A 25,621-nucleotide genomic window follows, 5' to 3' on the forward strand; every position below is an offset into this window, starting at 1 on the left:
ACGCCGGTCTGCGAGGGCCTTATCCGATAGACGTTGCGCGCGCAGGCGCAGCGAAAACTTTTTTACGATGCTCGCGACACCGCTCAATCGCTCGTGTGATGATTTCACGCAACATAACGCCACTATCACTCGATGCCTGTTACTCGATAACAGTTCGTCACATTACCGTTGTGCGGCCTTACTACCGTCCGGCCACAAATTGGGGACTGAGTGAAGTGGGGCGTAGCATGACCATCGACAGCATCAGCAGCTTGCGGACGCTTCTGCTCGCAGAGTATGTCGACTTCGATCGCAGGTTGACGCGCCGACTGGGCTCCTCGGACCTTGCTTCGGAAGCGCTCAACGAAACCTACCTTCGTCTCGAAGGCATGCGCGAGCTTGGGCCGGTGCGCAGCCCGAAGGCTTATTTATTCCGCATCGCGCTCAATATCGCTGCGGACCGCCGCCGCGCCGAGAAGCGCCGCCTCACCGTCGACGAGGTCGATGCCCTGCTCGAAATTCCCGACGACCGGCCCGACGCTGCGCGCGTGATCGAGGATCGCTCCGAGGTCAATCTGCTCAGGCACGCAATCGCCGAGCTTCCCGAGCGCCGCCGACGCGTGCTGATGCTCTCGCGCATCGACGGCATGCCGAACCGAGAGATCGCGGCCCTTCTCGGCGTCACCGTCCGCACTGTCGAGACCGACCTCAAGCAGGCAGTCGAGCATTGCGCTGATCGTCTCAAACGTCCCGTGCGGACCAAATTCGGTTTTCAGCGTCCAGCTTCGTCTTACGTACATAGATATGCCGATCGCGAGCATCCGCTCACGCCCGGCGTGTGCCGGAAAGCGCTGGATCGTGACGAAGCGAAGCCATCAGGTCGATCACTTGGATCCCTTAATCCGTGAAGCCCTTTCATGGATCATGCGCCTCAAGTCGGGCGAGGCGACGCTTGCAGATGCCGAACAGCTTATGGACTGGCGCGGGCGAAGTTCCGCGCATGAAAATGCTTTCCGCGATGCGGTAAAGTGCTGGCGCGCCATCGGCCAGGCGCTTGCAACCGGCCGTCCCGCGCCGGCAAGCCGGCGGCGACGCGCATCGAAGGGCAAAGCGCGCACCTAATGCCTCAGGCCTGACCTGCGAGCCGCAGGTTCCTGCTCCTGCAGCCTGTCAATGCAAATCAGACGGCGTCTTGCGGTCGGCTACGCTGCGCAGGCGCGTGTTCAGAGCAGCGAAATTGATCGTGCTCCCCCCCGTCAGGACGCGACCACGTGCGGGCGCGCTGCTTGCCGAAGTCCGTCCGAACGTCGGTGGTGGAACGGAGCCGGTGACGGCGACGCCGTTGGCCGCCAGATGCGCGCGGACGCGCGTGCAATACTCGACCGACAGATACGAGAATCGTGTCTCGCCATGGCCGGCGCGATATTTCATCGTCGCGGTGCAGAGATCGCCGTTGGCCCGGCGCCAGGCACCGGCGAGATAGCGAACGCCGTAATGCACGTTGACCTCGGGCGAAGCCAGCTCCGCCGGCGTCCCGGCAAAACCCATCATCCGTGCAGTCGGCAGCATCACCTGCATCAACCCGACTTCGCCGTCCATGCCGACCACGGCGGGATTGTATCGGCTCTCGACCGCCATCACCGCATCGACCAGCGCGGGCGGCAGGCCGAAAGCCAGCGCTTCGCGCTCGACCAGTTGCCGGTACTCGGCACGGCCAGCGCGCCAGTCGCGGCCGAACATGGCGCTCGTGCGGTACGTGAAATTGGCAAGCAGCGGATTTGCGGGAGGAAAATCGGCGGCGGTAAGCGGACGCGGCGCAAACGGCTCCAGCGCCAAAGGCTCCACTGCGCCATCATCAGCATCGTCCACAGAAGCCGCGACGTGGCCGATTTCGGCCTTGCTGCGCTCGTCGTGCTTCTGGGCGCGCGCCTCGCCGCTCGCGACGATCAGCAGGCACAGCGCTGCGACCCGCCACGACCAGCGTATGCTTCGACTGGCTTGCAGATGTGAAGCGGATCCAGGCATCAGCGGTGCGGCGGCACGATGGTAGGAGCGGATGGCCTAAAGGGAACGGCCGAACGACCGTAATTTGAGCCATATTGCTGGCGAATCGCCGCCTCGTTCGGGTTGCCGACACGCACGTCGGACGAGCGCGCGTCGACCGGTGGCAGGTTGAGCGAAGGATTGACCTTGTTGACCTCGCGCTTGAGTTGCTGATTGATGCAACCGAACGCGCTCTCGTTTCCGATCTGCACATCGACGCAGCGTTCGTACGTGGACTTCGTCGCCTGCCCGCCGATGATGGTGCCCTGCCGCTCCACCGGCGGATTGCCCGGATTGGCGGATTGCGCCCCCGCACCTCCCGCCGCCGCGAGCGCGACGAGACCGGCCGCGAGAGCGTGGCCACCCGTGCGCGCGGACCAATACAAAACTCGGCTCATAGCCCTGTTCCTCCACCAGCCGGCAGGTTCGTTGGCCGGGCCGCGGGCGAGCATTAACATAATTCGATATCGTCGAATCGTATCCTGCACGATGAGTAACATTTGCGGTCCCGCCGTCAAGGCGCCTCCTCCGCCTCCATCATCGGAATGCCCGACCGGCTTCACTGCAAGACGGTGGTCGTCGAGGAGGTCGGCCCCGGGAAGCGGATGTTGTTGACGAGGCTCACTCCGCTCTCCGCGGTCACGAGCGCCGTGTTGATGAAGGTCAGAACCTTCGTGACATCCACTTGCGCAGCGTTAGCGGCGTAGAGCACGTCGAACGGACGCATCGATAGCTTGGTGGCGATGAAATATCCGGCCGGATCCTGGAAGTTGACGTTGAAGACGATCGGCACGGAATCGCCGTCGAACCTGGAGCAGTCGACGCCGAGGCGCTGCGCCACCTCGCGCGGCTCGCGGCGATAGAGGAAGACCGATGCCGGATCGGCCTGGAGGTCGAGCAGGCCGCGCGCCTTCGCGACCGCTTGCGTCAGGTTGATACGCCAGGCATCGAAATTGAACTCGCCCTGCTGGCCGGTGGCGCCGAACGCGATGAATTTCATCGGCTCACGGTAGAGATAAAGGCGGTCTCCAGGCTGCACGAAGGCGTTGCTCGCCGGGAAATAGACCAGATTGCCGAACGGCACCGTGGCGCGCTTTCCGCCGCGCTCGAGCACGACCCACGTCTCCCAGCCGGCGCCGCTGATGCCGCCCGCGCGCGTGATCGCGTCGGTGATGCGGTCCTGCGCGCCAGCCGACGGCATGGGGAATCGCACCGGCGTCCTGACCTCGCCGAACACGCTGACGAGCGAGGAGCGCTGCTGGCTGGATGTCACCACGACCTGCGGGTCGATCGCGCGTTTCTTGATCTGCGCAAGAATGTCTTCCTGAACCTGCACATTGGTGCGGCCCGCGGCGCGGATCCGGCCGGCATAGGGCACCGTGATGTTCCCGTCGTTGTCGACGGCCTGATCGGGCAGATTCACGAAATTACCCGGGCGCACGCCGGCTTCCAGCGGCACGTAGAGCCCGCCCGCCGCGGCCTCGAAGATCGTGACGCTGATGACGTCGCCTATGCCGAACTTGATGCTCGAGGGCGGACGCGTGTCCGCGAGATTTCCCGATAGTCCGTTGGGCTCGTATTTCTCGAGCACCTGCAGGACCTCGGGATTGAGCTTGACGACGGCAAACGGCAGCACCGTCGTGTTCTCGTTCCTGATGTCGAGACTTGCCGGCCCTGACATCGGAATGAACCCACAGCCGCCGAGCACGGCCGACGAGATCAGGCAGCATGCGATCAACAAGAATTTCCGAAATCGCATGACCGTTCGTTTCACACCAAGCTGACGCACACCTGGACCGGCTTGCGGGACGCCTCGCGGCGGAGCATGCCTCCCGCGCCGCCGGCGCAGGTGATGTGCGGTTCCTGCTGAGTAGACGCTCCGCGCAACGCATCTGCGAAAACGAGCACGGCAGCCGACGAGACTTCAGGGCCACAAATCCCGCGGGCGCCGCCGCGCGTTTCGCGCGCGGCCGATGAACCCGACGGAATCGGTCAACCGAACGTGTCACCGCCCCCGCAGCGATCGCTCGGGTGGATCGATTGCTCAAATCGGCGAAGACGCGGCGCCCGGCGGCCGAAAAGGCCCCGGATCACATCAGTTCGAGGACAACAGCTCACGCAGGCGCGCGAGCTCGATCTGAGTTTCGGAGACCATACGCATCAACAATGCATTCTCGTGCTCGAGATCTCTGATGCGGCGAAGCCGGCCGTCCGCGTCCTGTTTCAGTCCAAGATCGTAGACGTTGGCCTTCAATCTAGGCAGCGCGGATTCGGAGCAGACCGGTTCGGTCGGATTCGTCGCGCGCATTTCAACCCCCAAAACAAAATTACAGACAGGCCGTCTCCAAAATGGGACGGACAGCAGCCCACTGCCCGCCTCCCAGAAGCCTGTTGCCGACCTTGTAGGTCTGTTTCTTATCGTTGCTGTGACCAATCCTAAACAAGAAGTCAGATTTCTGGACGAAAAGCGTTCATTCGGTGGCAGGTGTGCTCAGCTTGTCCGGCGTCTCGCTCAATCGTGATGGATGACGGCGACACGGAGCTGTCGACCGCGACCGCAAGCCTATCAATCTCGAGTTGAACGCGCAGACCATCACTGCTTGTCGTTCCCCGATGGCGTCGTATCGGACTCCTTCTTGTCGGTCGCCTGGTCATCCTGACCGTCGCCGCCGCCATAGCCGATCACCTCGACGATGAAGATCGAACCCTGTCTGCGGGCCCCGGTTGCGGTTGGCGTTTCCGCCGACTTGGCGGCCGCGCCGGCCGTATTCGAGCCTGCCGTGAGCGCGCCGATATTGGGAACGGATACGGTCGGAATTCCGGTCGTGCTCCCCTGCACCTGGAAATTGCTGGCGTTGGCGATGACGGGTGCGACGAAGACTGCGCTGCCCGAGGCGCGCACGCCGGCGGTGCCGAAATCGATCGTGCCGCGCGGTGCGAGAAGATAAAGCTGGGACGCGGCTGCTTGCGACGACGCCTGCAGCGTGCCGATGCCCGCGCCGGTCACGAAGCCGCCAAGATCGATCGACTGGTAATCATCCTGATCATACAGCACCTGCAGCGCCGGTGCCGACAAGGTCGTCTTGGAGCCGCGGCCGGCGTCGAGATTGCCGTTGGAGCTCCACATCAGGATGTCGCCGCCCTGGGTCGTGAGCACGCGGCTCGAATTCACCAGCGCACTTTGGTCTGTGAAGGTGTTGATCGCGCCGCCACCCAGGGTGAGGATGCCGATATCCCGCAGCTTCAGCGCCGAGTTGGGTTCGGCCGCAAGCGAGCCGACGATGATATTGCCACCCGGGCCGAACATCGAGATATCGCCGCCGAGCTGGGTCTGAACCGTGGCATGCAGCAGGTTCATGTCGCCAGTCTTGACCAGCTGGCTGGCGCCGTTGCTTCCGCTGCCGAGCACATTTGCCGTGTAGCCCAGTCTCGCCGGGAACATCGTCTCGATCATGCGGTAGCCGCGCTGCGTGTCCGACGACGTGCCATCCTTCTGGCCGATGCCGACGGCTTTGAGCTCGGCGAAGAATACCTGGTCGATAAAGACGTGCTGGAGGTCAGCGGGCAAGGCCTGGAAGGCCGCGAACACGCTGGCATCGGTGTCACTGTCGCCTGCCGGCTTGCCGATCCGGCTCAAGAAGGAGCGCAGCTCGGACATGTAGTTATGTTTGACGCTGCCGGCATTCGCCGGATCGATATAGGAATTCACCACGGCGGCGTAATCGACACCGAACTTGGTGCCGAACATCGTGATGATGTCGGCGCCCTGCTTGGTGCCGGCAGCGTCCGTCAGCGTCGCATTGCGCCGCGGATTATTCGCCGGGCCGAGCAGCGACTGGTTGTAGATGCCGACCGAACCGCCTCCCGTTTTTTCCGAAATATAGATGTTTCCGACCGGCGTCGGGCTGGAATTGCCCACCGACACAATGCCCTCCTGAACCGGAGCCTGGGTCGCATTGTCAAACGCCGCCGGGAGGAATGGGCCAATATCGCCGCCGGCCTGAACCACGAGGAAGCCGGGTCCGGCCACCTGCAAGCCACCGCCATTGTTAAAGCCGGTGTAAGTGATGTTCCGGCCGGCTGCGATCGTGCTGACGTCGCTGGTATGGATGTTCTGCACGATGATGTTGAGATCGACGATGTCGCGCCCCGCATAGATGCTGGTCGGGCGATTGATCTCGATGCGCTGATAGACATTTTCAGTCGAACTGGTGGTCCTCTTGCCGTAGCTTCCCGTTGCCTTGATATCGCCGGTCGCGGCGTAAATGCGGGCGGTCGTGTCGAAACCGTCGGCTACATCGTTCTCATGCGCAAGGATCGCACGGCTGGACGACTCGTCATTGCCGCTATTGGGACGGAACGGATCGAACGCAGCGTCGATCAGAGACGGCCCGGCGGAAATAAGCGGGCGTGAGATCGATTGCGACGTCGATGTCTGCGGGTAACCGAACGTGAGGTCGATGCTGCCCTGCGCCAACAAATTGAAAGTGCCGTGCTCGGATGGGCTGAGCACGATGCCCGGCGCTGGAACCGCAGCCGAAGCACCCGAAGCATTCTGATTCAGGATGTTGCTGATCCCGGTCGTTATCAGATTGCCCTGCAACGCGATGGCCTCGAAGCTCGCAGGATAAGTCGCCGGAGCCGCCTGAACATTCAGGCTGTTGGCGGGATTGATGGCGATCGTCGTGGGCGCGATGGCGATCGTCACGTCGCCCGACTGCGCCACCAACCGAACCTTGCTAGCGGAGCCGTAGGCATCGAAATACAGCGGTAGCGTCGGGTCGGGCTTCAGCTCCAGGGGATTCGCCTTGCTCGGTTGCTGGGCGTGCAAGGCAGCCGGGTTGACAACACCCGCCATCGCGATCGAGCCGTTTGCCGTCATCGTGATCTGCCCGGTATCGACAGCAAGCAGCGGAAGGTTCGGAAGCTTGAGTGTACTGTTCGCGTACTTGTAGACATAATCGTTCTGGCCGATGTCGCCGCCCGCGACGATGCTGGCGTGGCCGGATCCCTCGTAGAACGAGCCGCCCCGGATGTCGCCGCCGGCGCGCACGACCATGTTGCCGCTGCCGTAGAGATGGGTCACGGGCGTGCTGTTCGCCGACAGGCCGCCGGTGACGCGCCCAGTCGTCGGAGCCGACACCGACACATCGAGCATATTGCGCCCGGCGAGAACGCTCACATTTCCGCCTGCGCTCAGGAAGCCCTGCTGGAAGCTGCCATACTGGATCCACCACGCGGTTTGCGAGGCGATCTGCGTTCCAACCGGCGCGAAGACACCGGCACCGAGGATCGAAGCGCCGGCGCTGGGCGTCACAGCGGAATTGGATAGCAGCCAAGGCTGATAGTACTGAGGCACCTTCTTGTAGACCGTGTTGCCGTTCTCATCCTTTGTTGCGATCACCTTGGTGCCGCCCACGACATCGCGCTGCGCGTCGACGACGACGTCACCGCCCTTTTCGGGGAAGGCCGCCGCAGTTGGCGGTCCGTAATAGAGCTCAGTGGCTCCGGCCGCGAAAGCCGCGTTGCCATATCCCAGCACGCGGGGCTCGAAGAAGCCGTCCGGATTGGTCACGACAACGCCGGAGGCCTGCAAGCTGTAGGGATTGGCATAGGTCGCGGTATTGACGCCAGCCGCGTAGATCACGCCAGGCGCAGCGACGTCCCTCATGATCACATCTTGGGCTGCCGAGATGGTGATGTTGCCAGTGCCCGTCCGTATCATGGTCGGAATGCTGACATCGACCTTGGTGGTGCCGTCTTTCAGGAACTGGCCATAGCTGCCGTGCTTGTCGACGATGACGTCTCCCCTGCCGTTCGCAAGGGGGACCCTGCCGGTCGGATTGGCGCTCGAGATATCGGAACCGGCGGTCAGGATGTAAGCCCAGGACGACGGCGCCGTCACCGTCTTGATGTTCGCCTGGCTGCAATCGACGGTGCAGACGAGCAATGTGTGCGGGAACAGATCGGCACTCGCGAGATCCTGCGAAGCCGGGCTGATGCCGTTGCCGCTATCGCCGATCTTGTAGGGCGCGATCGGCAGCTGGCCGGTGGTATAGTCGTTCAGATAGATCGAACCGAGATCGACCGAGCGGCTGGTCGCATAGTTCGCGAGCTTGTCCGTGTAGCCCTTGTCGAGATAGTTCGCGAACTGGAAGAAGCCGTCGGAAATCGAGGCGTTGACGTTGATGTTTCCGGCAGCGCGCAGCGACAGCACGCCGGCGTCGAGCCCGCCCCAGGGTGTCGCGAGACGGTAGGTGAAGTTCACGTAGCTCGATGCCGGATCGAAATAGGTCACGCCGCCGTCGGTTGCGAGGTTACCCACCGTACCAGCAGCCAGATTCCAGTTGCTGCTGACGGTGATGTCGCCCTTGGAGTTCACCAGGTCGACGCCCGGCTGCACGTGCACGACGTCCGCGCCGAGGCTGTCGACCAATGGAGCAAGGCGCGTGAACAGGTTGGTGAAGCCGTAACTCTGCCCGTTATAGCTCCACGTCCCCTTGGTGATCTGGGAGATCGTATCGCCGAAGAACACTCGGTCGGGGCTCGTGTCGCCGGTAAAGCTCGCGACACCCGGTTTGCCTTGGTTGGCAGGGTCAAACGTGTCGTAGACCCCGCTTGAACTCCATGGAATGAAGTTCTTCGTCTTACCTACAAAGGTGATCGTACCGTCCGGATTCCGCTTTGATGTACCGGAAAGATTGTTCGCGGCCGAGAATCCTATGGTGGCGTTCCCGTTGCCCAATCTCACCTGGACCGACGGTTGCACGGCGCTGCTGGCGCCACCGCTCCCGGGCACCACATCAGCAGACACAATCGTGAGGAAGGAATTTGGTACGCCACTAAAGCGTCCGACAGACGGTAGCACGACTACGCCGTTGGGCCCAACCTTCACGCTCGCCAAGGGACTGGTGTAACCGCTGCCCGGGTTGGTGATAACGACGAACAGCACCCCGTTGGCATCGACCTGCCCATAACCCTGGGCGGCGACGCCGCCCGCCGGCGGCGGATCGATCGTGACCGGAATATTCGTCTGACCTGGCGCGTATCCGAGATTATCGGCGGCAGTGAAACTGTATATCCCCATGACGAAGTTCTTGAGCACTGCGCCATTGCTGTTCGGAATTGAAACATCGCCGCTGACCACGCTGGTAAAGCCGTTGGCCGTGGTGACACTCGAAAACTGCCATCCGGAAACGTTGGTCCACGATCCATCCGTCGCAAGTATTACATTCCCGTTCGGGTCCAACTTGTACCAGCCGGCAGGATCGATCGTGCCGAACCAGCCAAGGCTTGATCCGTCGAGGCCGTGGTTGCTAGCGGTGGTGTCGAACGCGATGAAGCCGTTCACGGCGACCGAGCGCGCGCCGACGATGCCGACCTTTGAGCGGTCGTTGACGTTGTTCGTGGCATCGATCACGGGAAGCGCGTCGAAGGTCTTGTCGCCGTCGGCGTAGAAGTTCGTGCCGTGCGTGCCCGACGGGTTGGCGACATTGCTGATCGCTGCAATCTTGACGTCGTTGTTGCCATCCAGTGGGGCGCGGAACGTCACGGTGCCGCCGCTCAGGCCGCCCCTGGTGCCGCCGGAGACGTTGATCTGCGTACCCTGTTGCAGCCAGATTTTCGACTTGGCGTCCCAGCCGATTCCGATGGTGACGTCGCCGCCACGCTCGTCGGCGTGCGTGGTCGAGGCGTCGATCACGCCGCTGCTCGCCAGGAACACCGAATTGGCACCGTAGAGCGCGACCTTTCCGCCGGCCTGCCCGGTGCCGTCGATCGTGCTGCCGCCATAGCCGGTGGCATCCAGCGTGCCGCGGATGATGACCTGACCCAGTTGCCTTTCCTGGAAGATGGGAATCCAGGTCGGATCGTCCGCCGTAAGCGTAATGTTATTGGCCTTCAGCGTGTGCCCTGCCGCCAGTTCGAGATTGCCGGTGCGGGTGTGGATGTCGATCGCGCCGGTGAGGCCGCCGGCGAGCAGAATGTCCGCAAGCGCCGTCAGGTCGGCCGCACCGCCTGTATCAAGCTTGAACCGGCCGCCGAGGCCGGGACCGCCGGTGCCGAGCAGCCGGCCGGCGAGCATCGCGCCGCCGCGGAGCGCGTCCACCTCGATCGTCCCGCCATAGCCTTGACCACCGCTCGTCGTCGCGACGTCGATGGTGCTGCTGGCGTCGGTGATGACCTGGCCTCCGCCCGTGGCGTTCGACCCGATGTCGGCATACAGCACGACCTTGCCGCCTGACAGATAGGTGTCGACGTCGACCAGCGTCTTCTTGTAGCCGCGCGCCGAGATATACGCGCCGGGATTGAGGGTAACGTTCCCCGCGATCGCACCGAGCGTAATCGTGCCGGCCTGCGCCTGAATGGTGCTGCCGACGGCAATGTTCGACGCCGTGACCGTGAGAATGCCGCCGGTCTCGTCGCTGTCGGCAGGCGCAGTTGCGGCCGAGCCGCGCGTCACCGGATCGACGATGGAGATATCGCCCGACGCCGTCAGGACAAAACCCTGAGGAGTTCCCGCGGTTGCGCCGGAGACCAGAATGCGCGGCGTGCTGACGGTGAGGTCGGTCTTGTCGCCGTTCGCGCCGAGCGTCATCGTGCCGGGGCCTTTGACGACCACGCTGTCGTCGGCCGACCATTTGACCTTGGAGAAACCGGCAATGGTGAAGTCGCCGTTGACGACATTCCCATTGACCCGGCCGCTGCCCAGGTCGATTTCCTTTGCAGCCAGTTCGAGGCTGTTGCCGTTCGCCGCCGGAGCGCTGACGGGCGGGCTGGCCCCGGTGTTCTTGAGCGTGATGTTGTTGCTCGCCGAGATCAGACCGTCGCGTGTCAGGGTGGCGCCACCCGAACCCGCCACGGTCATCGTGCCGGTGGATGCGACACTGACCTTGCTGTTGGGATCGAGCGCGATCTGGGTGTTGGCGGCGTAGGTCGTGGCGACGCCTGCGGCGGATGTGACGGTGACGCCGACGCTGAACTCGACCGTCGCCGAGGAGGAAAACGCCAGCACCGTTCCGGCGCGCAGATTCAGGCTGGTGCCGGGATTGAGCACCTCGCTGCCGAGCGCGATGCCGGTGGCGTCCAACGACAGACTGCGCGCACCGGAATTGAAATCGCCATACACCGTAACCGGACCAGACAGCGCGCGCAGGGCCAGTGTCTGCACGTCGGCGAACTGGGTGCTGTTGGCCGGCAGCACCAGGCTCTTGCCGGCAACCGCCGAGGCCGCTCCGACGCCGATGGTCGGCGCGATCAGGTTGACCAGATTGGCGTGCAGGTCCGTTGTATTGATGGCGATCGCGTTGTTGGAGGCGGTGGCTTGCAGCGTCAGCGTGTTGGTCGAGATCTTGACGCCGTCGGCGATCGCCACCTTCCCGCTGTTGCTGGTGTCACCGCCCGCCAATGTCAGGCTTCCGGTCACCGGCCCGGCCGGCAGCACGGCCGTTGCGGTCGCGACATCCTTGAATTTGATCGTGAATGCTGGCGCCGAAACTCCGGTCGCAGTCGGCCCCGTCAGTTGCAGCGTCGGGTCGTTGCTCGCCACGAACAAGGCGCCGCGCCCCGGCTGTTGCGCACCGCCGTTCGCGTAATAACCGAGAGCCAGCCGCGCGGGGCTCGTGGGATCGAGGAGTTTTGCAAGATCGGCACCCACGATCTCCGTTCCAGAGAGCGTCCCGCCTAAAGCCGCGGCGAGGCTCTGGGCCGTGACAGGCGCCTGCCCGTCCGCAGCAACGACGTAATGGCGCCCGAGCCCGGCATGAACGACACCCGTAGTTTTGATGATGCTGCCGGTATTGATGGTCACCGTGCCGCTACCGGCCTCCGGGACATAGACCGGAAGATCCAGCAGGACGGACTGCGATCCGACCGTCACCGATTGCGTGACTTCCTGCCATTGGCCGACCTGCTGGGCGACAAGCAGGATCTCCGGCGCGCTGAACGTCTCGCCGCGCGTATCCACGACGACATTGCTGGCCGTCGGCGTGATCAGCGTGCCCGTTGCGAAGTCGCTGCGGCTGCCGCCGATCAGAATGCTCTCGAAGTCGTTGAGCTGGGCAACGTCGAGGCCGACATAGCCGGCCGGAATGTCGTTGTTGACGTACCCGGCATGGCCGACCACCGCGAGCTTGGGCGCGCTTATGTCCAGCTCGCTGCCGCGGCCGGTGTTGCCGTTTCTGTCCTGTCCCGGCAGCGTCCGCGCAACGCCGTTCATCACGATCGACTGGAGCGCGGAGATCGACAGCCGGCCCGCATCCATCGGCAGCCGCGGCGCCGTGACATTGTTCTTGGCCGCCAGTTGGGCATAATAGGCGTTGGCGCCGTTGAAGCTGTACTCGCTGTATTGCTGCCAGACCGAGCTTGTCTGCACCGCGAACACCGTCTGGCCGGACGACTGCTTTCCGGGCGCGGTCGACTGCGTGTAATGACCGGTCACCAGAACGGTGCCATCAGGCAGTTTGGTTCCCGTGGCAATGTTCTTGCCGGTGTTGTCGCTGGAATAGACGACGACACGCATAGCGCCCGGCAGCGTCGCATAGTGCGCCGGATAAAGCGTATAGGTCCCCGCCGGGATGCCGTTGCCGCCGTCGATCGTGATCTGGGTGCCGGCCAGCGGGATCGCGTCGCCGGCGGTGACGGTCTTGCCCGCATCGGCACTGCGCGCGGTCGCAAAATGGATGTCATACGCAGCGATCGGATCGGTCTGCGACGGCAACAGCGCGTAGACGGTCTGGCCGGAAGGCGTCGTGGTCAGGCTATCGCGCGAGCCGCCCTTGCCCGCAATCCACTCCATGGCCTGGATATCGCCGCCGCCACGCAGGTCGATCGTCGAACCGTCGGCGCGCGTTACGTTCGATCCGGCCAGGATCAAACCCTTCGACGGCGGTTGCGCCAGCGGATTGAGATTGGCGTTGTAGTACCAGTTGGTGCCGTCGGACGTCGCACCATAGGGAACGGTCGTGTCGGCCAGCGACACCGAGGTGAGGCTCCCGGCCTCCAGCACCACCGACTGCGTGATGATCTTGGACACTGCGCTGTCGGTATTGCCGAGCGCGATCTTGCCGAGCGGCGCGAACAGATTGCCCGCTTGCTCGATGGTCCCGGCATACACGGTGATGCCGCCGCCGGCCGATAGCGGAATCCCGGTGTAGCTGTTGGCGGGCGCGGCGAACTTTACGTTCCCCGGCGTCTCGATCGTGAAGTTAACGGCGGAGACCGGATAGATTCGCTGGGCGGAGAGCAGGAGATCGCCGGCCGAGACCAGCTTGCCGGTGAAACTCGACTGCTCCGCCGTCGCGCTGGTGTCGTTTCCATTGGTCTTGAGACCGTTCACAACCTTGAGCGTGCCGAGGCGGAGGTCGCCGCTCGCAATCAGGTTGATCTGGCCGAAGCCCGAGAAGTCGAGGCCCGGCTGAGCGTCACCCGGTTTGAAATTGGACGGTCTTCCACTCTCCAGATCGATCGTCTGTGCATTCACCGTCAACGTGCTGGTGCCGGCCACCGGCTTAATACTGGAGAAGCCGGTGAGCACGACATAGGGCGCCGCAATGCGTGCATCGATCGAGCCGGATCCCGGCGCCTCGATGTCACCTGCCGCAATGTGCAGACGGCTGGTTACGGTCCAGTTCAGCGAACTGGAAATCGTGAGCGCTTTCCATGACGGATCGCTGTCGCCGTAGGTGGTGCCGGGCACATCGGTGAAGATGCGCGCGGCGCCGCCCTGCGCCGCGGCGGCGTAGAGATAGACGTTGTCAAACGGCGCGAGCTGATCGGCCGAAACGGTGAGCGTCGTCGGCGCGCTAATGACGCCGGCGGCGCCCTGCTGCAGGAATATGTTGCCGCCTCCGAGCAGGATGGTCCCGCCATTGGCGCGCGCGTCAGCATGCACCGTGCCATCGCCGGCGACATAACGGCCACCGGCCGCGGCGAAGCTGCCGCCCCAGGAAAATCCGCTGACGTCTGCGCTCACCGTGCCGGCGTCGCTCCAGGACCATTGCGACGTAGTCGCGCCGCGCGCGCCTGCCACCTGGATGTTGCCGGCCGCGCCGGAGACGTCGACCACCGCGCCGGCATCGGCGACGAGGTAGCTTTGCTGCGGGGTGCCGGCGGAGCCAGGAGCGCCATAAGCGAAATAGAACTTGTTCTTGTTGGTATCTGTCGGGTCTGTGTAGGTGTTGACCGTAGTAATCGCTCCACCTTCCACCGCGAACGTACCGCCAGCGATGTAGCTACCGCTCGTCCTTGGACCGTTGACCGTCCCGAACAGGGAATTGGCGACGAATGTCCCGGACAGGTCGATCTTCGCGTCAGACGAAAGATGCGTCGCCAGCGAGTTGATGAAGACGGAGCCGCCATGGTCGATGATCGTGCCACGCAGCTCGACGGACTGCGCTGGGACGCTCCAATCCGGAGTGCTTGGCTTTGGACTGGTAGATGTCGACCCGCTGCGATCTTTTGTGACCGCAGCCATCGTGATGCTCGCCTTGGGATCGGTGATGATCTTCGAACCCGTATCGAGCTTGATTTTGTCGGCCCTGAGCGTGAGATCGACCGGCTTGCGCCGGTCGTCCGCAAGCAGTGCCAGTTGCGGCGCGGGCTGCTGGCCGAGCTTGGTCCCGGTCGGCGTCGCTGTGTAGTCGGCGAGACTCGCCAGGTTCTTCTGCTGAAGGGTCAGGCTGGTCCCGGCCGAGACGATGATCTGGGCGTCCGCGCCGGACCAGTCGTCGCTCACCGTCTCGATGATGTAGGAGCCGAAGCCGCCGCCCGTCAGCAACGAGACAGGCAGCGTGCTCGCTTTGCCGCCGATGCGGATCGACGACGTCTGACTATCCTCGATCCGGATGGTGCCGACCGCGGCAACCCTCAGGCTCCCGTTGCTCTCGAAGCCATAGCCACGCAGGGTGCCGTCGAGCCCGATGACAGCCGGCTTCGCTAGATTTGGCGTTGGATGATGTGGGCCATTGATATCCTCCCACTGTCCACCCGAGTACAGGGCGAGCGAAATGCTGCCTGCCTTGCCAGCCATCACGCCATTGGCTGCGGTCTTGGCCTTGCCCTGCGGCGAGATGTAACCACCACTGGATACATCAAGGACGCTACCGTTTGCTAACAAGATGCTTCCGGTCGCGTCCAGGTAGCCATCTACGACAGCTGTGCTGTCCTTGGTTGTGGTAATCGAAACTGTGCCGCCATTGGTGAAGGCGGGACCAGCCGCGTCAACTCCCGCCACTCTTCCGATATCGTTTACAAATCGACCGCTGACATCGATCGTGCCCTCGACGAAAATGTTCGCGGCGATCGCGTGACCCGATTGATCGGTTGGGGCCTTGAACAAAGAACTGAATTTGCCTCCAACCGAGACACGATCCGTTGATAGGCTGACGCTTCCCCCTGCCGCCGAAACCGTTCCAGCGATATCGATCGCACCACCCGCCGTGACGGAAAGGCTGCCGCCGGCCGCGAGATTGAGCATGCTGCCATCCGACAACACGAAATCGTTCGCCGTCACCTTCAGCGAGCTGAGGCCGTAACCCGACAGGATGTCGGCCGACAGATTCGTCGTATAGGTGCTTTGCGTTGTGTAATTGGCCGATGCCGTCGCGCCGATCTGCACGCTCGACGGTGTCGTCAGCTCGAGTGAGCCCTGCAACGGCAACTGCCCGCCGCTGATCTGCCGCTCGCCGGCTGTCGAGCCGAAATACATCGTCCCGAGCAGCGCCGGATTGACGGTCACGACGCTTACGCGTCCGGCGTCATGCCCCTCGGTGAAGCCTGCCGAATAGATCTGGGTTGGCGTGGACCAGGTTTCCGTGACGCCCCAGCGCGCATGCTTGACGATGAACTGGCCCGCGATCCCGAGATAGGTCATGTTCGGGTCGGCGTTGGTCATGCTGTAGATGCGGCCGTCGCTGCCGATCAGGCGCGTCGTGTTCACCATGCCGGGCAGGAACTTCACGCTGCCGCCCGCGACATTCATGATCGAGCCGTCGGTCTTGACGCTGGCAGCACCGTTGCTGGTGGAGAGGTCCGTCGCGAGAGACACGCTGCCGCCGACGGTCATCAGCTGGTAGATGCTGCGCGGGACCTTGGCGACATAGCCGCTGGCGTCCGCGAGCGGCGTTCCCACCCACGTGGTGCCGTCGCTGCGGGTGCCGGTGTTGCGGATGTCGATATACATCGTCTGGCCGTACAGCGCGCCGTTGCGCTGCAAGGGCATGTCGGCGAACTCGGCGCGCGGCTGGAACGAGATGATGTTGTAGCTCGCCGGCAGCTCGACGTTCTGGAGCCCGGCGACGTCGACCGTTGCACCCGGCGAAAGCAGGACGCTCTGCGCAGCGTTCGAGTTGGAAAGGACGCCGCCTTCGTTGCCTCCGCTCGTGCCGACCCTGCCCTGCTGGAAAAGGTTTGGTACGTCGCCCGTCGGAAAGAGCTTCGCGTTGAGCGAGACCTGCGCCGATGGCGCCGAGATCAGCCCGTTCGATCCGACCGTGACGTTGGTTTGCGCCGACATCTCGATATAGGCCGGCGCGAAGCTCTGCGTGCTCGCCAGTCCCGCCGCGCCGTCGTCGACCGGAAGGCTCGAGATCACGCCGTTCATGGTGACGCTGGTCGCCGCGCGGAGAAGCACGAAGCTGTTGCGGTCGATACTTGTATCGACCGAGATCACGCCCTGGATCAGTCTTCCGGCGCTGTCGGCCAGAGCGTGACCGCTCGCATCTGTGGGATTTCCGATCGCAACGGTATCGCCATTCATCACCAAGATGCCGCGAGAAGCGTCGATCACACCGTCATGTTTGACTGCACCAGTGCCAGCCAGATAAGTGCCCGCAGCACCAGTTGGATAGCCAAAGGGTTTCGATGGATCTCCCGCTACGTCGTAGTACGACGACGCAAACTGCGACAGCCTGAATTCGGTGCCGCGGAATTTGATGGTGTTACCCTTGTCATCCTTGCCCAGTACACTGTCCGGCAGCGCCGAATAGCCGTTCGGAACGACATCGATCGTTCGCGCCGCCACCATGGCGACCTCCCCACCGGGCGTGGTGATCGAGCCGGAATTGTAGACGTTGGCGCCGAACAGATAGACCGAGCCGGGCGAGCCAAGCGAAACCTGGTCTGAGAGGATATTGCCGGTGATGGACGCGCCGCGCTCGACCTTGATGTCGCCGGCGATCAGCTTGGTCGCCGCGCCGCCGTCCTTGTCATAGATCGAGAACGAGTTGAGATCGGCGATGCCGTTGTTGAGAAAAAACTGGTCGCGCGTCGCCAGATCGCTGCCGAGCTTGCCGACATCGAGGCTGGACGCGATCAGCGTGTGAACGTTGACCTGTGAGCCCGCGCCGAAGATGATGCCGTTGCGGTTGATCAGGTAGACGCCGCCGATGGCATTGATCTGGCCAAGAATGCGGCTCGGCGAGGCGCTGGGATCCTGCACCCGGTTCAGCGCAATCCAGTCGGACGCGGACTGCCTGAAATTGACCGTGGTGTTGGCGCCGACGTTGAACGTGTCCCAGTAAAGAATGCTCTTCTTCTGGGTCTGCTGGATATCGACCGAGACCTTCGAGCCGCTCGTCGTCTGCTTCGGCAAATTCGCGCCGAGCCATTTGGAGGCATCGGCCTTGATGCCCGCCAATGGATCGCCCGCGGTGCCGCCGAACGGCATCAATCCGCCCGGGCTCAATCCATTCGGGACGGACGACGCAGCGGCCTGGGCGGCGGCGGCAGCATCCGACTGGAGCTTGCGCGCGGCGGCAAGCGCTGCTGCCGCACGGGCAAGCGAGGTCTGGGCCTGGGTCGCCGCGCCGGCAGCCTGCTGCGCGGCCAAAATCGCCGCCTGCTGTGCGGCCGCCGTCGGCACCACCGTGCTGGCGCCCGGCGTGAGGCTGCGTGCATGGCCGAAACCGCCCGCGACCGACAGCGCCAGCAGGCTGACGCCACAAAGCAGCGTCCGCTCAAACGCACGCCGCATCCCGGGGGGAGAAACAAGGATATCGCGATGGGGCACGCTGCGGCACTTTCTGATTGCAAGTTCCAGTCGAGCACGCCGCTGATGCAGGCGCATTCGCGCCTCGCATTTACTTTTCGTTTACTAACATTCATATGTCAGATTTGTAGCATTGAAGCACTATGTGCATCCGCGACATCGCGTTCCTCCGGCCGAGGTGCGGCAAAATCGCTTCAATTTCAGCAGGAAAGCGTGCGATTAATTATGTTATTGCTTGTTATCAGCGCGTTATCGCGTCGATGCGGGCTGCGGCGGCCCGGCCAGAATGGCCCTAAAGCATGATGAGATTGAGCTGCCCTAGCGCTGGCCCTGGTTGGCAAACGGGCTAAGCAGACCCGGCGGCAGCTTGAAATTTGCCGGCTGCGCACTCTTGTTGATCGTCAGGTTCTTGCTGGCGCCAGGGTGGACGTCGGAAGCCGGGGTTGGCCCACCTCGCGGAGGCGGGACCGGCATGGCGACCGGAACGGGCGGCGGCCCTGCAAGCACTGGCCCGCCCGGAACCGCGCCGGCCTTCATGTCGGGCGACGGGATGTCCAGCACGGTAATATCGAGTCCCCTCGCGAACTCCACCTGGCGCCGCTCGACCGCCCGAAGGGTCCATCCTTTGTGGTTTTCGCCCGCTTTCAGCCGGACCACGGACTTGCTGGCGGAATCAATGAACAAGCCGATCTTTTCGCTGCCGACGATGGTGCCGAGCAGAGAAAGCTGCGGCCTCTCGGGTTCGGCCGGCGGCGGCGGAGCTACCTGCACGGGCGCCGGCATGGCAACCGGTGCGGGCGCAGGCGGCCGTCGCGTGGGCGCAAACAGCGGCCGCTCGCGGCCGGCTGTCAAACGCCCGAGCGGGATAGCCCACAGCGGGTTGTCGCTGAGCGCGCGTTGTGCCGGCGGAGGCGCCGGCGGCCGTTCGACAATCGCGGGCGCCGGCACGACGGCGGGAGCTGGGGCCGGGCCGGTCGGCTTCGTGGCAAACAGATCATCGCGCGACTCGGCGGACGGAGAATCCATCGAACCTGGCGCGCTGACGGCGAACGCCTGGACGCTTCCCCCGGCAAGGATGCCAGCGAGCAAAGCAATGTATAGGCGCGTCGACATGGCACTGACCGTCCCTGATCGGACCCGAGCGATAACCGTCATGAATATCAATCATGTGACATTTGCGAGCAGGGAACCGATGTCCCAGGCCGGTCCGCGAGATCGCAGGGCATGTCAGCATCAATGCGCGCGCGCCCTATCGTCCGCCGCCATCACATCTACTGGGGCACGATGTTGGATCAAAGCCGGGCGCGCTTCAAAAAAATGCACCCGGCGAGCCGGGTGCAAAGTGTTGTCGATCGTCGATCAGGCTGAGACCTGATAGCGATCAGTAAGCGCCGACCTTGCCGGTGCAGCCGCTGCCGCCCACACCGTTGGTCGGGTCGTTGAGGAGCGTGTAGATTTCGCCCTGCCAGACAGCCGGAACCTGAGCGAAGCCGTTGTCGTTCATGATCAAAGCCGACCCGCTGCCGTAAACGTAGTCGAGGAAGGTCTTGAACCAGATGAACGCGTTGTTGCTGTTCGAGTGCGTCTGGTAGCACTGATACATTTCGAACCAGGAGAAGCCGGAGATCGGATACGAACCGGAAACCACCGGATTCGGATTGACACCCTGCAAGCTCCAGGTCAGCGGGTTCGCACGGCTGACGCTGTCGAACTGCGGGATGGCGGTCGCCATCGCCTTCTGCGCACCCTGGAAGGTCGGCGGCTGGAACTTGCCGGTCGCGCCGGTGATGTCCCACTGCGACTGGAGGTTGGCGGTCTTCAGGCCACCGGCCTTGACGGGCAGCCAGAAGTCCTGGGAGGCGTAGCCGATCGCACCGTTCGTCGAGGTGACGAGGGTGACGAGGGCGCCGCTGCCCGAGGCGTTGGCGAACGTGCCGGGGCTGGTCACGGCGTTGCCGCACTGGTCGGTCGGGAACTGATCCGGCCAGTTCAGCTGGTTCGCACCGCGCGCGAGCAGCGGAGTGGTGCAGGCCTGCGAACGATCGGTCCAGGGGAAAGCGTACGACACGACGGTCGCATCGCTCTCGCTGTTCGGTCCGAACTCATAACGGCACTGCTCAACCAGCGCGTTGGAGAGCAGGAAGGTGGTGCCGCTGCCGTCCTGACGATGCACGAAGGTGATGTTGCCGGTGCCGAGCGTGCCACCGTTGAGCGTGGTCAGGATCGCGTTGTTCCACTTGGTGATGTGGCCCGACGCGATGCCGCAGAACGCGTTACGCGACAGGTTGAGGCCGCTGCTGCCGCCAGCCGGGGTCGCCGGCAGAATGTTCAGGGTAGCGCCGGCACCATCCTTGCCGTTCAATCCAAACGCAACGGCGCCGATGACCGCCGGAATCTGGATGAGATTGCCGAACTTCGACTGCGCGCTGCTGGCGCCGCCCGTGTTCCAGGCGGTCATGTCGGCGGCGTTGACGACGTCGTCGCTGCCGATGAACTGCACGCCATCATAGTCGGAGATGTTGTTGATGCCGAAGTTGCTGCTGGTGTAGGCGGGAGCGGAAGAGGAAGGCGTTCCGATCTGGGTCTTGTCGTTGGTGCGCAGCACGGTCTTGCCGTTGCCCGAACCGGTACCGGCATAGAGAATCGCGCCGCCGATGCCGCTGGTGTTGAAGCTACCGCAGCTCGCAGCCTTGGCCATCGGACCCGGCTTGCCGGGGCTGCCCTGCGCCTGGGTGTAGATGCAGTCCATCAACTGCCGATAGACAACCTGCGGGAACGTCGCGCCCGCGCCAAACGCAACCGACTGCGCCTGAGCAGATTCGGAAGCAACGCCCATCGCAGCGAACGCAACCGATCCCAAGAGTAAAGTCTTCAAGTTTCGCATAACCTCAGTCTCCCTGTTTGGATACCCCAAGCCTGCTACGATCAGCAGCCGGGCCCCGGAGCGAGGCGGACGCTATCGGCGGTATGTGAGACTTTGATTGTTGTTTTGTGAATTATGATACTCATCTCATCTACAATGAGATCGATCTTCGTGCCGATCCGGCGACAAGCTCATAATTTCACGAGCAGAAGCATGGAATTCTCGCCCGCACCAAATGTTATCCACGCATCAAATCGCATCGTAAAATATGTGGACGCCGTCGGATCGGACGCCTCGCACGTATCCCGAAGCTTGAAGCGCGAACATCCGCGGCGCAATCGACCCGCCCTATTCGACGATCATCTCTTTACGACGTGCTGTGAGCAAATGCCTGCGTGCTTTCACAGACCTGTCTTGTCGACATCACATCACCGTTAATGTCGCATCGTTAAAAGGCACCCCGGCAATCCGGCCGCGCCGCACATGATGCCTCGTATCACAACAATATCGTTCGCCATTGTGTGAGTGCTGCGCGGATAAGACCAGCAAGCAAGAAGGATCCACGAAATGAACGCTCTGCCCGGTTTCCGCATGCCTTACCGCGCAATGACGGCACGCGCCGGCTTAGCTACCGTCTGGCTGGCCGTCATGCTCGGCGCCGGAGCACCGGCATTTGGCCAATCGCCGTCGGCCGATCCCGTTGTCGCCGTCGTCAACGGAAGCCCGATCCATGAGAGCGATCTGGAACTGGCGGACGAAGTCATCGGCCGAAATCTGCTGGTTCAAGACCCCATCGAGAGGCGCGAAACCCTTCTGAAGATGGTGACCGACGCCGTGCTGCTCGCGAAGGTGGCGACCGATCGACACATAGAAGACCCGGCCGATCTTCAGCGCCGCGCCATTTTCGCGCGCAATCAGGGCCTCACCAATCATCTTCTGACTGTCGTTGGTCAGCAGGCGGTGAGCGAGGAGGCAATGCGCAAGGCATATCAGGAGGTCGTGCTCAATGGGGTGACAACCGAGCCCGAGCTGCATCTGCGCCACCTTGTCTTCATGATCGCTCCGCCCGCGGACGATGCCGCGGTCAAGGCGGCCGAACAAAAGGCCAAGGCGGCGATGGACAGGATCAACAAGGGCGAGGACTTCACAGTCGTCGTCGCCGAAGTGTCCGAGGACCCCGTCACCAAAGCGAGGGGCGGCGACTACGATTGGCGGCAGCGCGGCGAAATGGGCAAGGAATACGCCGACGTGGCGATCAAGCTGAAAAAGGGCGAGGTTTCGCAGCCGTTCAAGACTGCAGTTGGCTGGCATATCCTCAAACTCGAGGATACGCGTCCACGTAAACCGGCCGACTACGACAAGATCCGTGATCGCCTGGCCGCGATGGTCGCCTCTGCAGCGCAGATCGAGCTCGTGGATAAAGTGCGCGCCGAGGCGAAGATCGTGCGCATGGACCAGATTCATAAAGCGGACAAGGAAGGCGCCAAAGTCAGGTAGCGCCCCTGCCCTGCCTGCCAATCCCGCGATATCCCGGCAGTGAGTAAGCTATGGGCCTTGCCGTCATCATCCTGACGCACAACGAAGAGCGCCACATCTTGCGGGCTCTCGCCTCGGTTGCCAAAATTGCAACCGAGGTTTTTGTTGTCGACAGCTTCTCAAGCGATCGAACGGTCGAGTTGGCGCGCGCTCAAGGCGCAACCGTATTGCAGAACCGATTCGTCAACTACGCGAAGCAGTTTCAGTGGGCGCTCGAGAATGCCCCGATCACCGCCTCGTGGATCATGCGGCTCGATGCCGACGAAATCATCGAAGCCGATCTCGGCGCCAGAATTCGCGATGAACTGCCGCGCCTGAGCAACGAGGTCGTCGGGATCAACCTCAAGCGCAAGCACATCTTCCTTGGTCGCTGGATTCGCCATGGTGGCCGCTACCCGCTCCTCCTCCTGCGGATCTGGCGACGCGGCCACGGCCGCATCGAAGACCGCTGGATGGACGAGCACATGATTCTGTGGGGCGGCCAGACCGTTACATTCGATGGCGGGTTCGCCGATCACAATCTCAACGATCTGACGTTCTTCACCGACAAGCACAACAAATACGCCACACGCGAGGCAATCGATGTGATCAACGAGCGTCACCGCCTGTTCGGGCGCGATGTCGATCTGATATCGGAGGAAGGCTCGCGCCAGGCAGCCATCAAGCGCTGGATCAAGGAACGGCTGTACAACCGTATCCCTTATCAAATCAGCGCGCCGGCCTATTTCCTGTTTCGCCTGATTTTCCAGCTCGGTTTTCTCGACGGCAAGGAAGGCCTCGTCTATCACGGATTACAGGGTCTCTGGTATCGCTTCCTTGTCGGCGCAAAGGTGGAAGAGCTGGAAGCCGCCATCTCTCATCTGAAAGATCCGGCGGAAATGCGCGCGGAGCTACGACGCCTGACCGGCCTCGTCATCGAGCTCTGATCAACATGCGCTCGAAAGCCAAAATGATTTCAATGGGCACGGTCCATGACGCGTAGTGTCGCGGCCATGGTTGCCCTATTCCAGTTGCTTTGGATGGCGGAGGCAACCGCACAGTCCGCGATGTTCTGGTTCAACGATCCTGTCGGTCCGGACGAAACCGTGCTCGTCACCGGCGCCGAGCTCGACAAGATTACATCTGTGACGGTTGACCGAATTGGCGACGGCCCCTCCCGCGAGAGCGGACAGGAAACCTCCGTTCCGATTCTGCAGGCCAATCCCCTCTCCCTTAAATTCACGATCCCGGAGCAGTTCACACCCGGGATCTATCGCTTCAGCCTGACCCATGCCCAAGGCACTCTCAGCGGCCGCATCAACCTGCCAACAATCTATTGGACGCAGGGAAACCTCGGCGACGAGGTCTCGCCGTCGGGCTGGCTCCAGGTGTTCGGTCGCAATATCGTTCGCCAGGCAAGCCGTGCACAATTGTTGATGCTGCCCGATGCCGGGAGCGCACCGACGAAAGCCGTTCTGACCAAAGGCGACCTGTGGCGCGGTGCGTTTCGCATCCCTGATCAGGTTTCACCCGGCCGCTACCGGTTGCGCCTCTCCAACGGAGACGGCGGCGACACCGAATGGGTCGACGTGGGCAGCATCGTCGTGCGCTCTCCCGAGGCGAACGCGGTGCAATCCTTCGATGTACGGGCGTATGGCGCTAACGGCGACGGCAAGTTTGATTGTACTCGCGCCGTCAAGGCCGCCATCGAAGCTGCGAGCCAGGCCGGAGGCGGGACCGTGTACTTTCCGCGCGGGCGCTATCTGATCTCGGACATGATCGCCATTCCACCTCGCGTCAAATTGCAGGGGGAACGCATCGATCTGGTCAACCTGGTCTGGCCTAGTCTGGCAACGCTTCCGGCCGCACTGATACAGGGAAGGTCGCAGTTCTCGGTCGAAGACCTGACAATCTACGCATCGAACCACCCGCACATCATCGCGGGGGGCTTTCAGTTCGGCGACGCCCCTATTCCTGACGCGGCCGATATCGCCATCCGACATGTTCGCATTCGCGGTTCGGCCTTCCGGGGTCTCATGGAGGCTGAAGCCACCCTGCAGCAAATGAACGACTTCCGCCGGATCTATCCCGATGGATCTCCCGACACCATTCGATTGAGCGGAAACAGGATCGAAGTATCCGATTGCGACATTCTCGGATCCGGACATTCGCTTCGCCTCTTCAAGGCAACCAACGCGATTGTGGCCCGCAATATCCTGACCAACGGCCGCTATGGCTCCTACTCGATCGTGGGATCGCGTCAGGTCATATTTGAAGGCAATACGGTGACTGCCGCCGACCTCCAGGGAACTGGCGGCGGAATATCGACGCTGTCAAAATGGGTCAGCGCATCCGAGAACATCTTCGTCGGCGGCAACACGTTCAAGGCCATTTATGGCTGGGATCGGGAAGCCATGACGTCGGACGGGCCAGGCGGATTCTATTTCGGACACGCGAACAGCACTGGTCCGGATCGGTTGTCGCTGCTGGATGCAGCCAATCCGTATCCGGCCGGCACGGACTGGACCGGCGCCGCCGTCATGGTGGTCAACGGGCGCGGTGCCGGCCAATACGCCAGGGTCAAAGCATTCGAGAAAAAGCCGTCCGACTTGTCGGTGGTGCTCGATCGACCGCTCGAGGTGGCGCTGGACTCGAATTCGGAGATCACAATTACCCAGGCGCAGCAGAACTATCTGATCATCGATAATGACTTCGAAGACACGGGCGTCGCCGCGCAGACGTACGGGACGGCGCTGGGACATGTCATCTCCGGCAATCGATCCAACAGGACCAGCGGTTTTGCCGTCTTCGGACTGTCCTACGACAGTTTCCAACCCGGCTGGCGGATTCAGATCCTCGACAATCACATACTCGAGGGAAACGTCTACCGGGCCGGGCCCGAACGGAGCATTTTCTCCAATGAGGCTTCAATTCTCGTCCAGGCGAACCAGACCGCAAAGGCTCCGGGTCGGCCGCCGATGGTGCAGGCGGTGATCGTTCGAGGCAATCGCCTCGATCAGGACGCTCACATCGAAATCAAAGGCTTTGCCGCGACCTCGCCCGGCGTCCGCGACGTGGTCGTCGAAGGAAACACCATGGGGCCATCACGGGTCGGTCTGATGATTGATCGCGGCGTCGCGTGGTGGCTCAGCCGAAGGAACGTCGAAGAACGGCGTATCCAGAAATAGCGCTGCGAGCTAACGCCCCCGCCTCGCGCTCCCTCTCGATCGGTCACG

Annotated in this window: 12 protein-coding genes; 5 read left to right on the forward strand and 7 right to left on the reverse strand. The window is 62.8% G+C overall.

Translation table 11 applies throughout. The annotated features are described in order from the left end of the window. The first annotated feature begins 98 nt into the window (after window positions 1–98). Both AB7Z56_RS31075 and AB7Z56_RS31080 read left to right on the forward strand, forming a co-directional pair. On the forward strand, window positions 99–887 hold the full coding sequence (locus tag AB7Z56_RS31075) for an RNA polymerase sigma factor (RefSeq protein WP_283018559.1): 789 nt from the start codon (window positions 99–101) through the stop codon (window positions 885–887). Then, window positions 868–1,101 carry a FecR/PupR family sigma factor regulator gene (locus AB7Z56_RS31080; RefSeq protein WP_354114731.1) on the forward strand — a complete coding sequence of 78 codons (234 nt, stop codon included), beginning with the start codon at window positions 868–870 and terminating at the stop codon, window positions 1,099–1,101. Before AB7Z56_RS31075 ends, AB7Z56_RS31080 begins: the two co-directional genes overlap by 20 nt. Window positions 1,102–1,149: 48 nt before the next feature. Here AB7Z56_RS31080 and AB7Z56_RS31085 read toward each other — a convergent pair whose 3' ends face one another. From AB7Z56_RS31085 to AB7Z56_RS31115, 7 genes are all read right to left on the reverse strand, one after another. Then, window positions 1,150–2,004: a lytic transglycosylase domain-containing protein gene (locus AB7Z56_RS31085; RefSeq protein ID WP_231144465.1), complete on the reverse strand. Its 855-nt coding sequence runs from the start codon at window positions 2,002–2,004 to the stop codon at window positions 1,150–1,152. Next, window positions 2,004–2,522: a hypothetical protein gene (locus tag AB7Z56_RS31090; RefSeq protein WP_231144464.1), complete on the reverse strand. Its 519-nt coding sequence runs from the start codon at window positions 2,520–2,522 to the stop codon at window positions 2,004–2,006. The genes AB7Z56_RS31085 and AB7Z56_RS31090 overlap by 1 nt, the downstream gene beginning before the upstream one ends. Before the next feature lie 59 nt (window positions 2,523–2,581). Beyond that, window positions 2,582–3,760, reverse strand: a complete 1,179-nt coding sequence (locus tag AB7Z56_RS31095; protein WP_231144463.1) for a polysaccharide biosynthesis/export family protein — start codon at window positions 3,758–3,760, stop codon at window positions 2,582–2,584. Between the two features lie 357 nt (window positions 3,761–4,117). After that, window positions 4,118–4,330 carry a hypothetical protein gene (locus tag AB7Z56_RS31100; RefSeq protein ID WP_231144462.1) on the reverse strand — a complete coding sequence of 71 codons (213 nt, stop codon included), beginning with the start codon at window positions 4,328–4,330 and terminating at the stop codon, window positions 4,118–4,120. A 285-nt stretch (window positions 4,331–4,615) separates the two neighbouring features. Further along, entirely contained in the window at window positions 4,616–17,992 is a 13,377-nt protein-coding gene (locus tag AB7Z56_RS31105; protein WP_441256715.1) for a filamentous haemagglutinin family protein, read from the reverse strand. Window positions 17,993–18,325: 333 nt separating this feature from the next. Then, window positions 18,326–19,171 carry a hypothetical protein gene (locus AB7Z56_RS31110; protein ID WP_283018557.1) on the reverse strand — a complete coding sequence of 282 codons (846 nt, stop codon included), beginning with the start codon at window positions 19,169–19,171 and terminating at the stop codon, window positions 18,326–18,328. A gap of 217 nt (window positions 19,172–19,388) precedes the next feature. Beyond that, the gene (locus tag AB7Z56_RS31115; RefSeq protein WP_231144459.1) at window positions 19,389–20,891 is read right to left on the reverse strand and encodes a substrate-binding domain-containing protein; all 1,503 of its coding nucleotides are present in this window, start codon (window positions 20,889–20,891) and stop codon (window positions 19,389–19,391) included. Window positions 20,892–21,437: 546 nt separating this feature from the next. Here AB7Z56_RS31115 and AB7Z56_RS31120 point away from each other — a divergent pair. From AB7Z56_RS31120 to AB7Z56_RS31130, 3 genes are read left to right on the forward strand one after another with little or no spacing between them, the layout of a single operon-like run. Next, entirely contained in the window at window positions 21,438–22,367 is a 930-nt protein-coding gene (locus AB7Z56_RS31120) for a peptidylprolyl isomerase (RefSeq protein ID WP_231144458.1), read from the forward strand. A 50-nt stretch (window positions 22,368–22,417) separates the two neighbouring features. After that, window positions 22,418–23,332 carry a glycosyltransferase family 2 protein gene (locus AB7Z56_RS31125; RefSeq protein ID WP_085402769.1) on the forward strand — a complete coding sequence of 305 codons (915 nt, stop codon included), beginning with the start codon at window positions 22,418–22,420 and terminating at the stop codon, window positions 23,330–23,332. 45 nt (window positions 23,333–23,377) lie between these two features. Next, window positions 23,378–25,573 carry a glycoside hydrolase family 55 protein gene (locus AB7Z56_RS31130; protein WP_231144457.1) on the forward strand — a complete coding sequence of 732 codons (2,196 nt, stop codon included), beginning with the start codon at window positions 23,378–23,380 and terminating at the stop codon, window positions 25,571–25,573. Window positions 25,574–25,621 lie beyond the last annotated feature (48 nt).

The organism is Bradyrhizobium sp. 482_C4_N1_8 (genome assembly GCF_052075965.1).
In the GTDB taxonomy this organism is placed as follows: domain Bacteria; phylum Pseudomonadota; class Alphaproteobacteria; order Rhizobiales; family Xanthobacteraceae; genus Bradyrhizobium; species Bradyrhizobium barranii.

Bases quoted from the DNA above. Each gene is read 5' to 3' on its own strand.
- AB7Z56_RS31075 (WP_283018559.1), top strand. From the start codon at position 99: ATGATTTCACGCAACATAACGCCACTATCACTCGATGCCTGTTACTCG.
- AB7Z56_RS31085 (WP_231144465.1), bottom strand. From the start codon at position 2,004: ATGCCTGGATCCGCTTCACATCTGCAAGCCAGTCGAAGCATACGCTGG.
- AB7Z56_RS31090 (WP_231144464.1), bottom strand. From the start codon at position 2,522: ATGTTACTCATCGTGCAGGATACGATTCGACGATATCGAATTATGTTA.
- AB7Z56_RS31100 (WP_231144462.1), bottom strand. From the start codon at position 4,330: ATGCGCGCGACGAATCCGACCGAACCGGTCTGCTCCGAATCCGCGCTG.
- AB7Z56_RS31105 (WP_441256715.1), bottom strand. From the start codon at position 17,992: ATGCGGCGTGCGTTTGAGCGGACGCTGCTTTGTGGCGTCAGCCTGCTG.
- AB7Z56_RS31115 (WP_231144459.1), bottom strand. From the start codon at position 20,891: ATGCGAAACTTGAAGACTTTACTCTTGGGATCGGTTGCGTTCGCTGCG.
- AB7Z56_RS31120 (WP_231144458.1), top strand. From the start codon at position 21,438: ATGAACGCTCTGCCCGGTTTCCGCATGCCTTACCGCGCAATGACGGCA.
- AB7Z56_RS31125 (WP_085402769.1), top strand. From the start codon at position 22,418: ATGGGCCTTGCCGTCATCATCCTGACGCACAACGAAGAGCGCCACATC.
- AB7Z56_RS31130 (WP_231144457.1), top strand. From the start codon at position 23,378: ATGACGCGTAGTGTCGCGGCCATGGTTGCCCTATTCCAGTTGCTTTGG.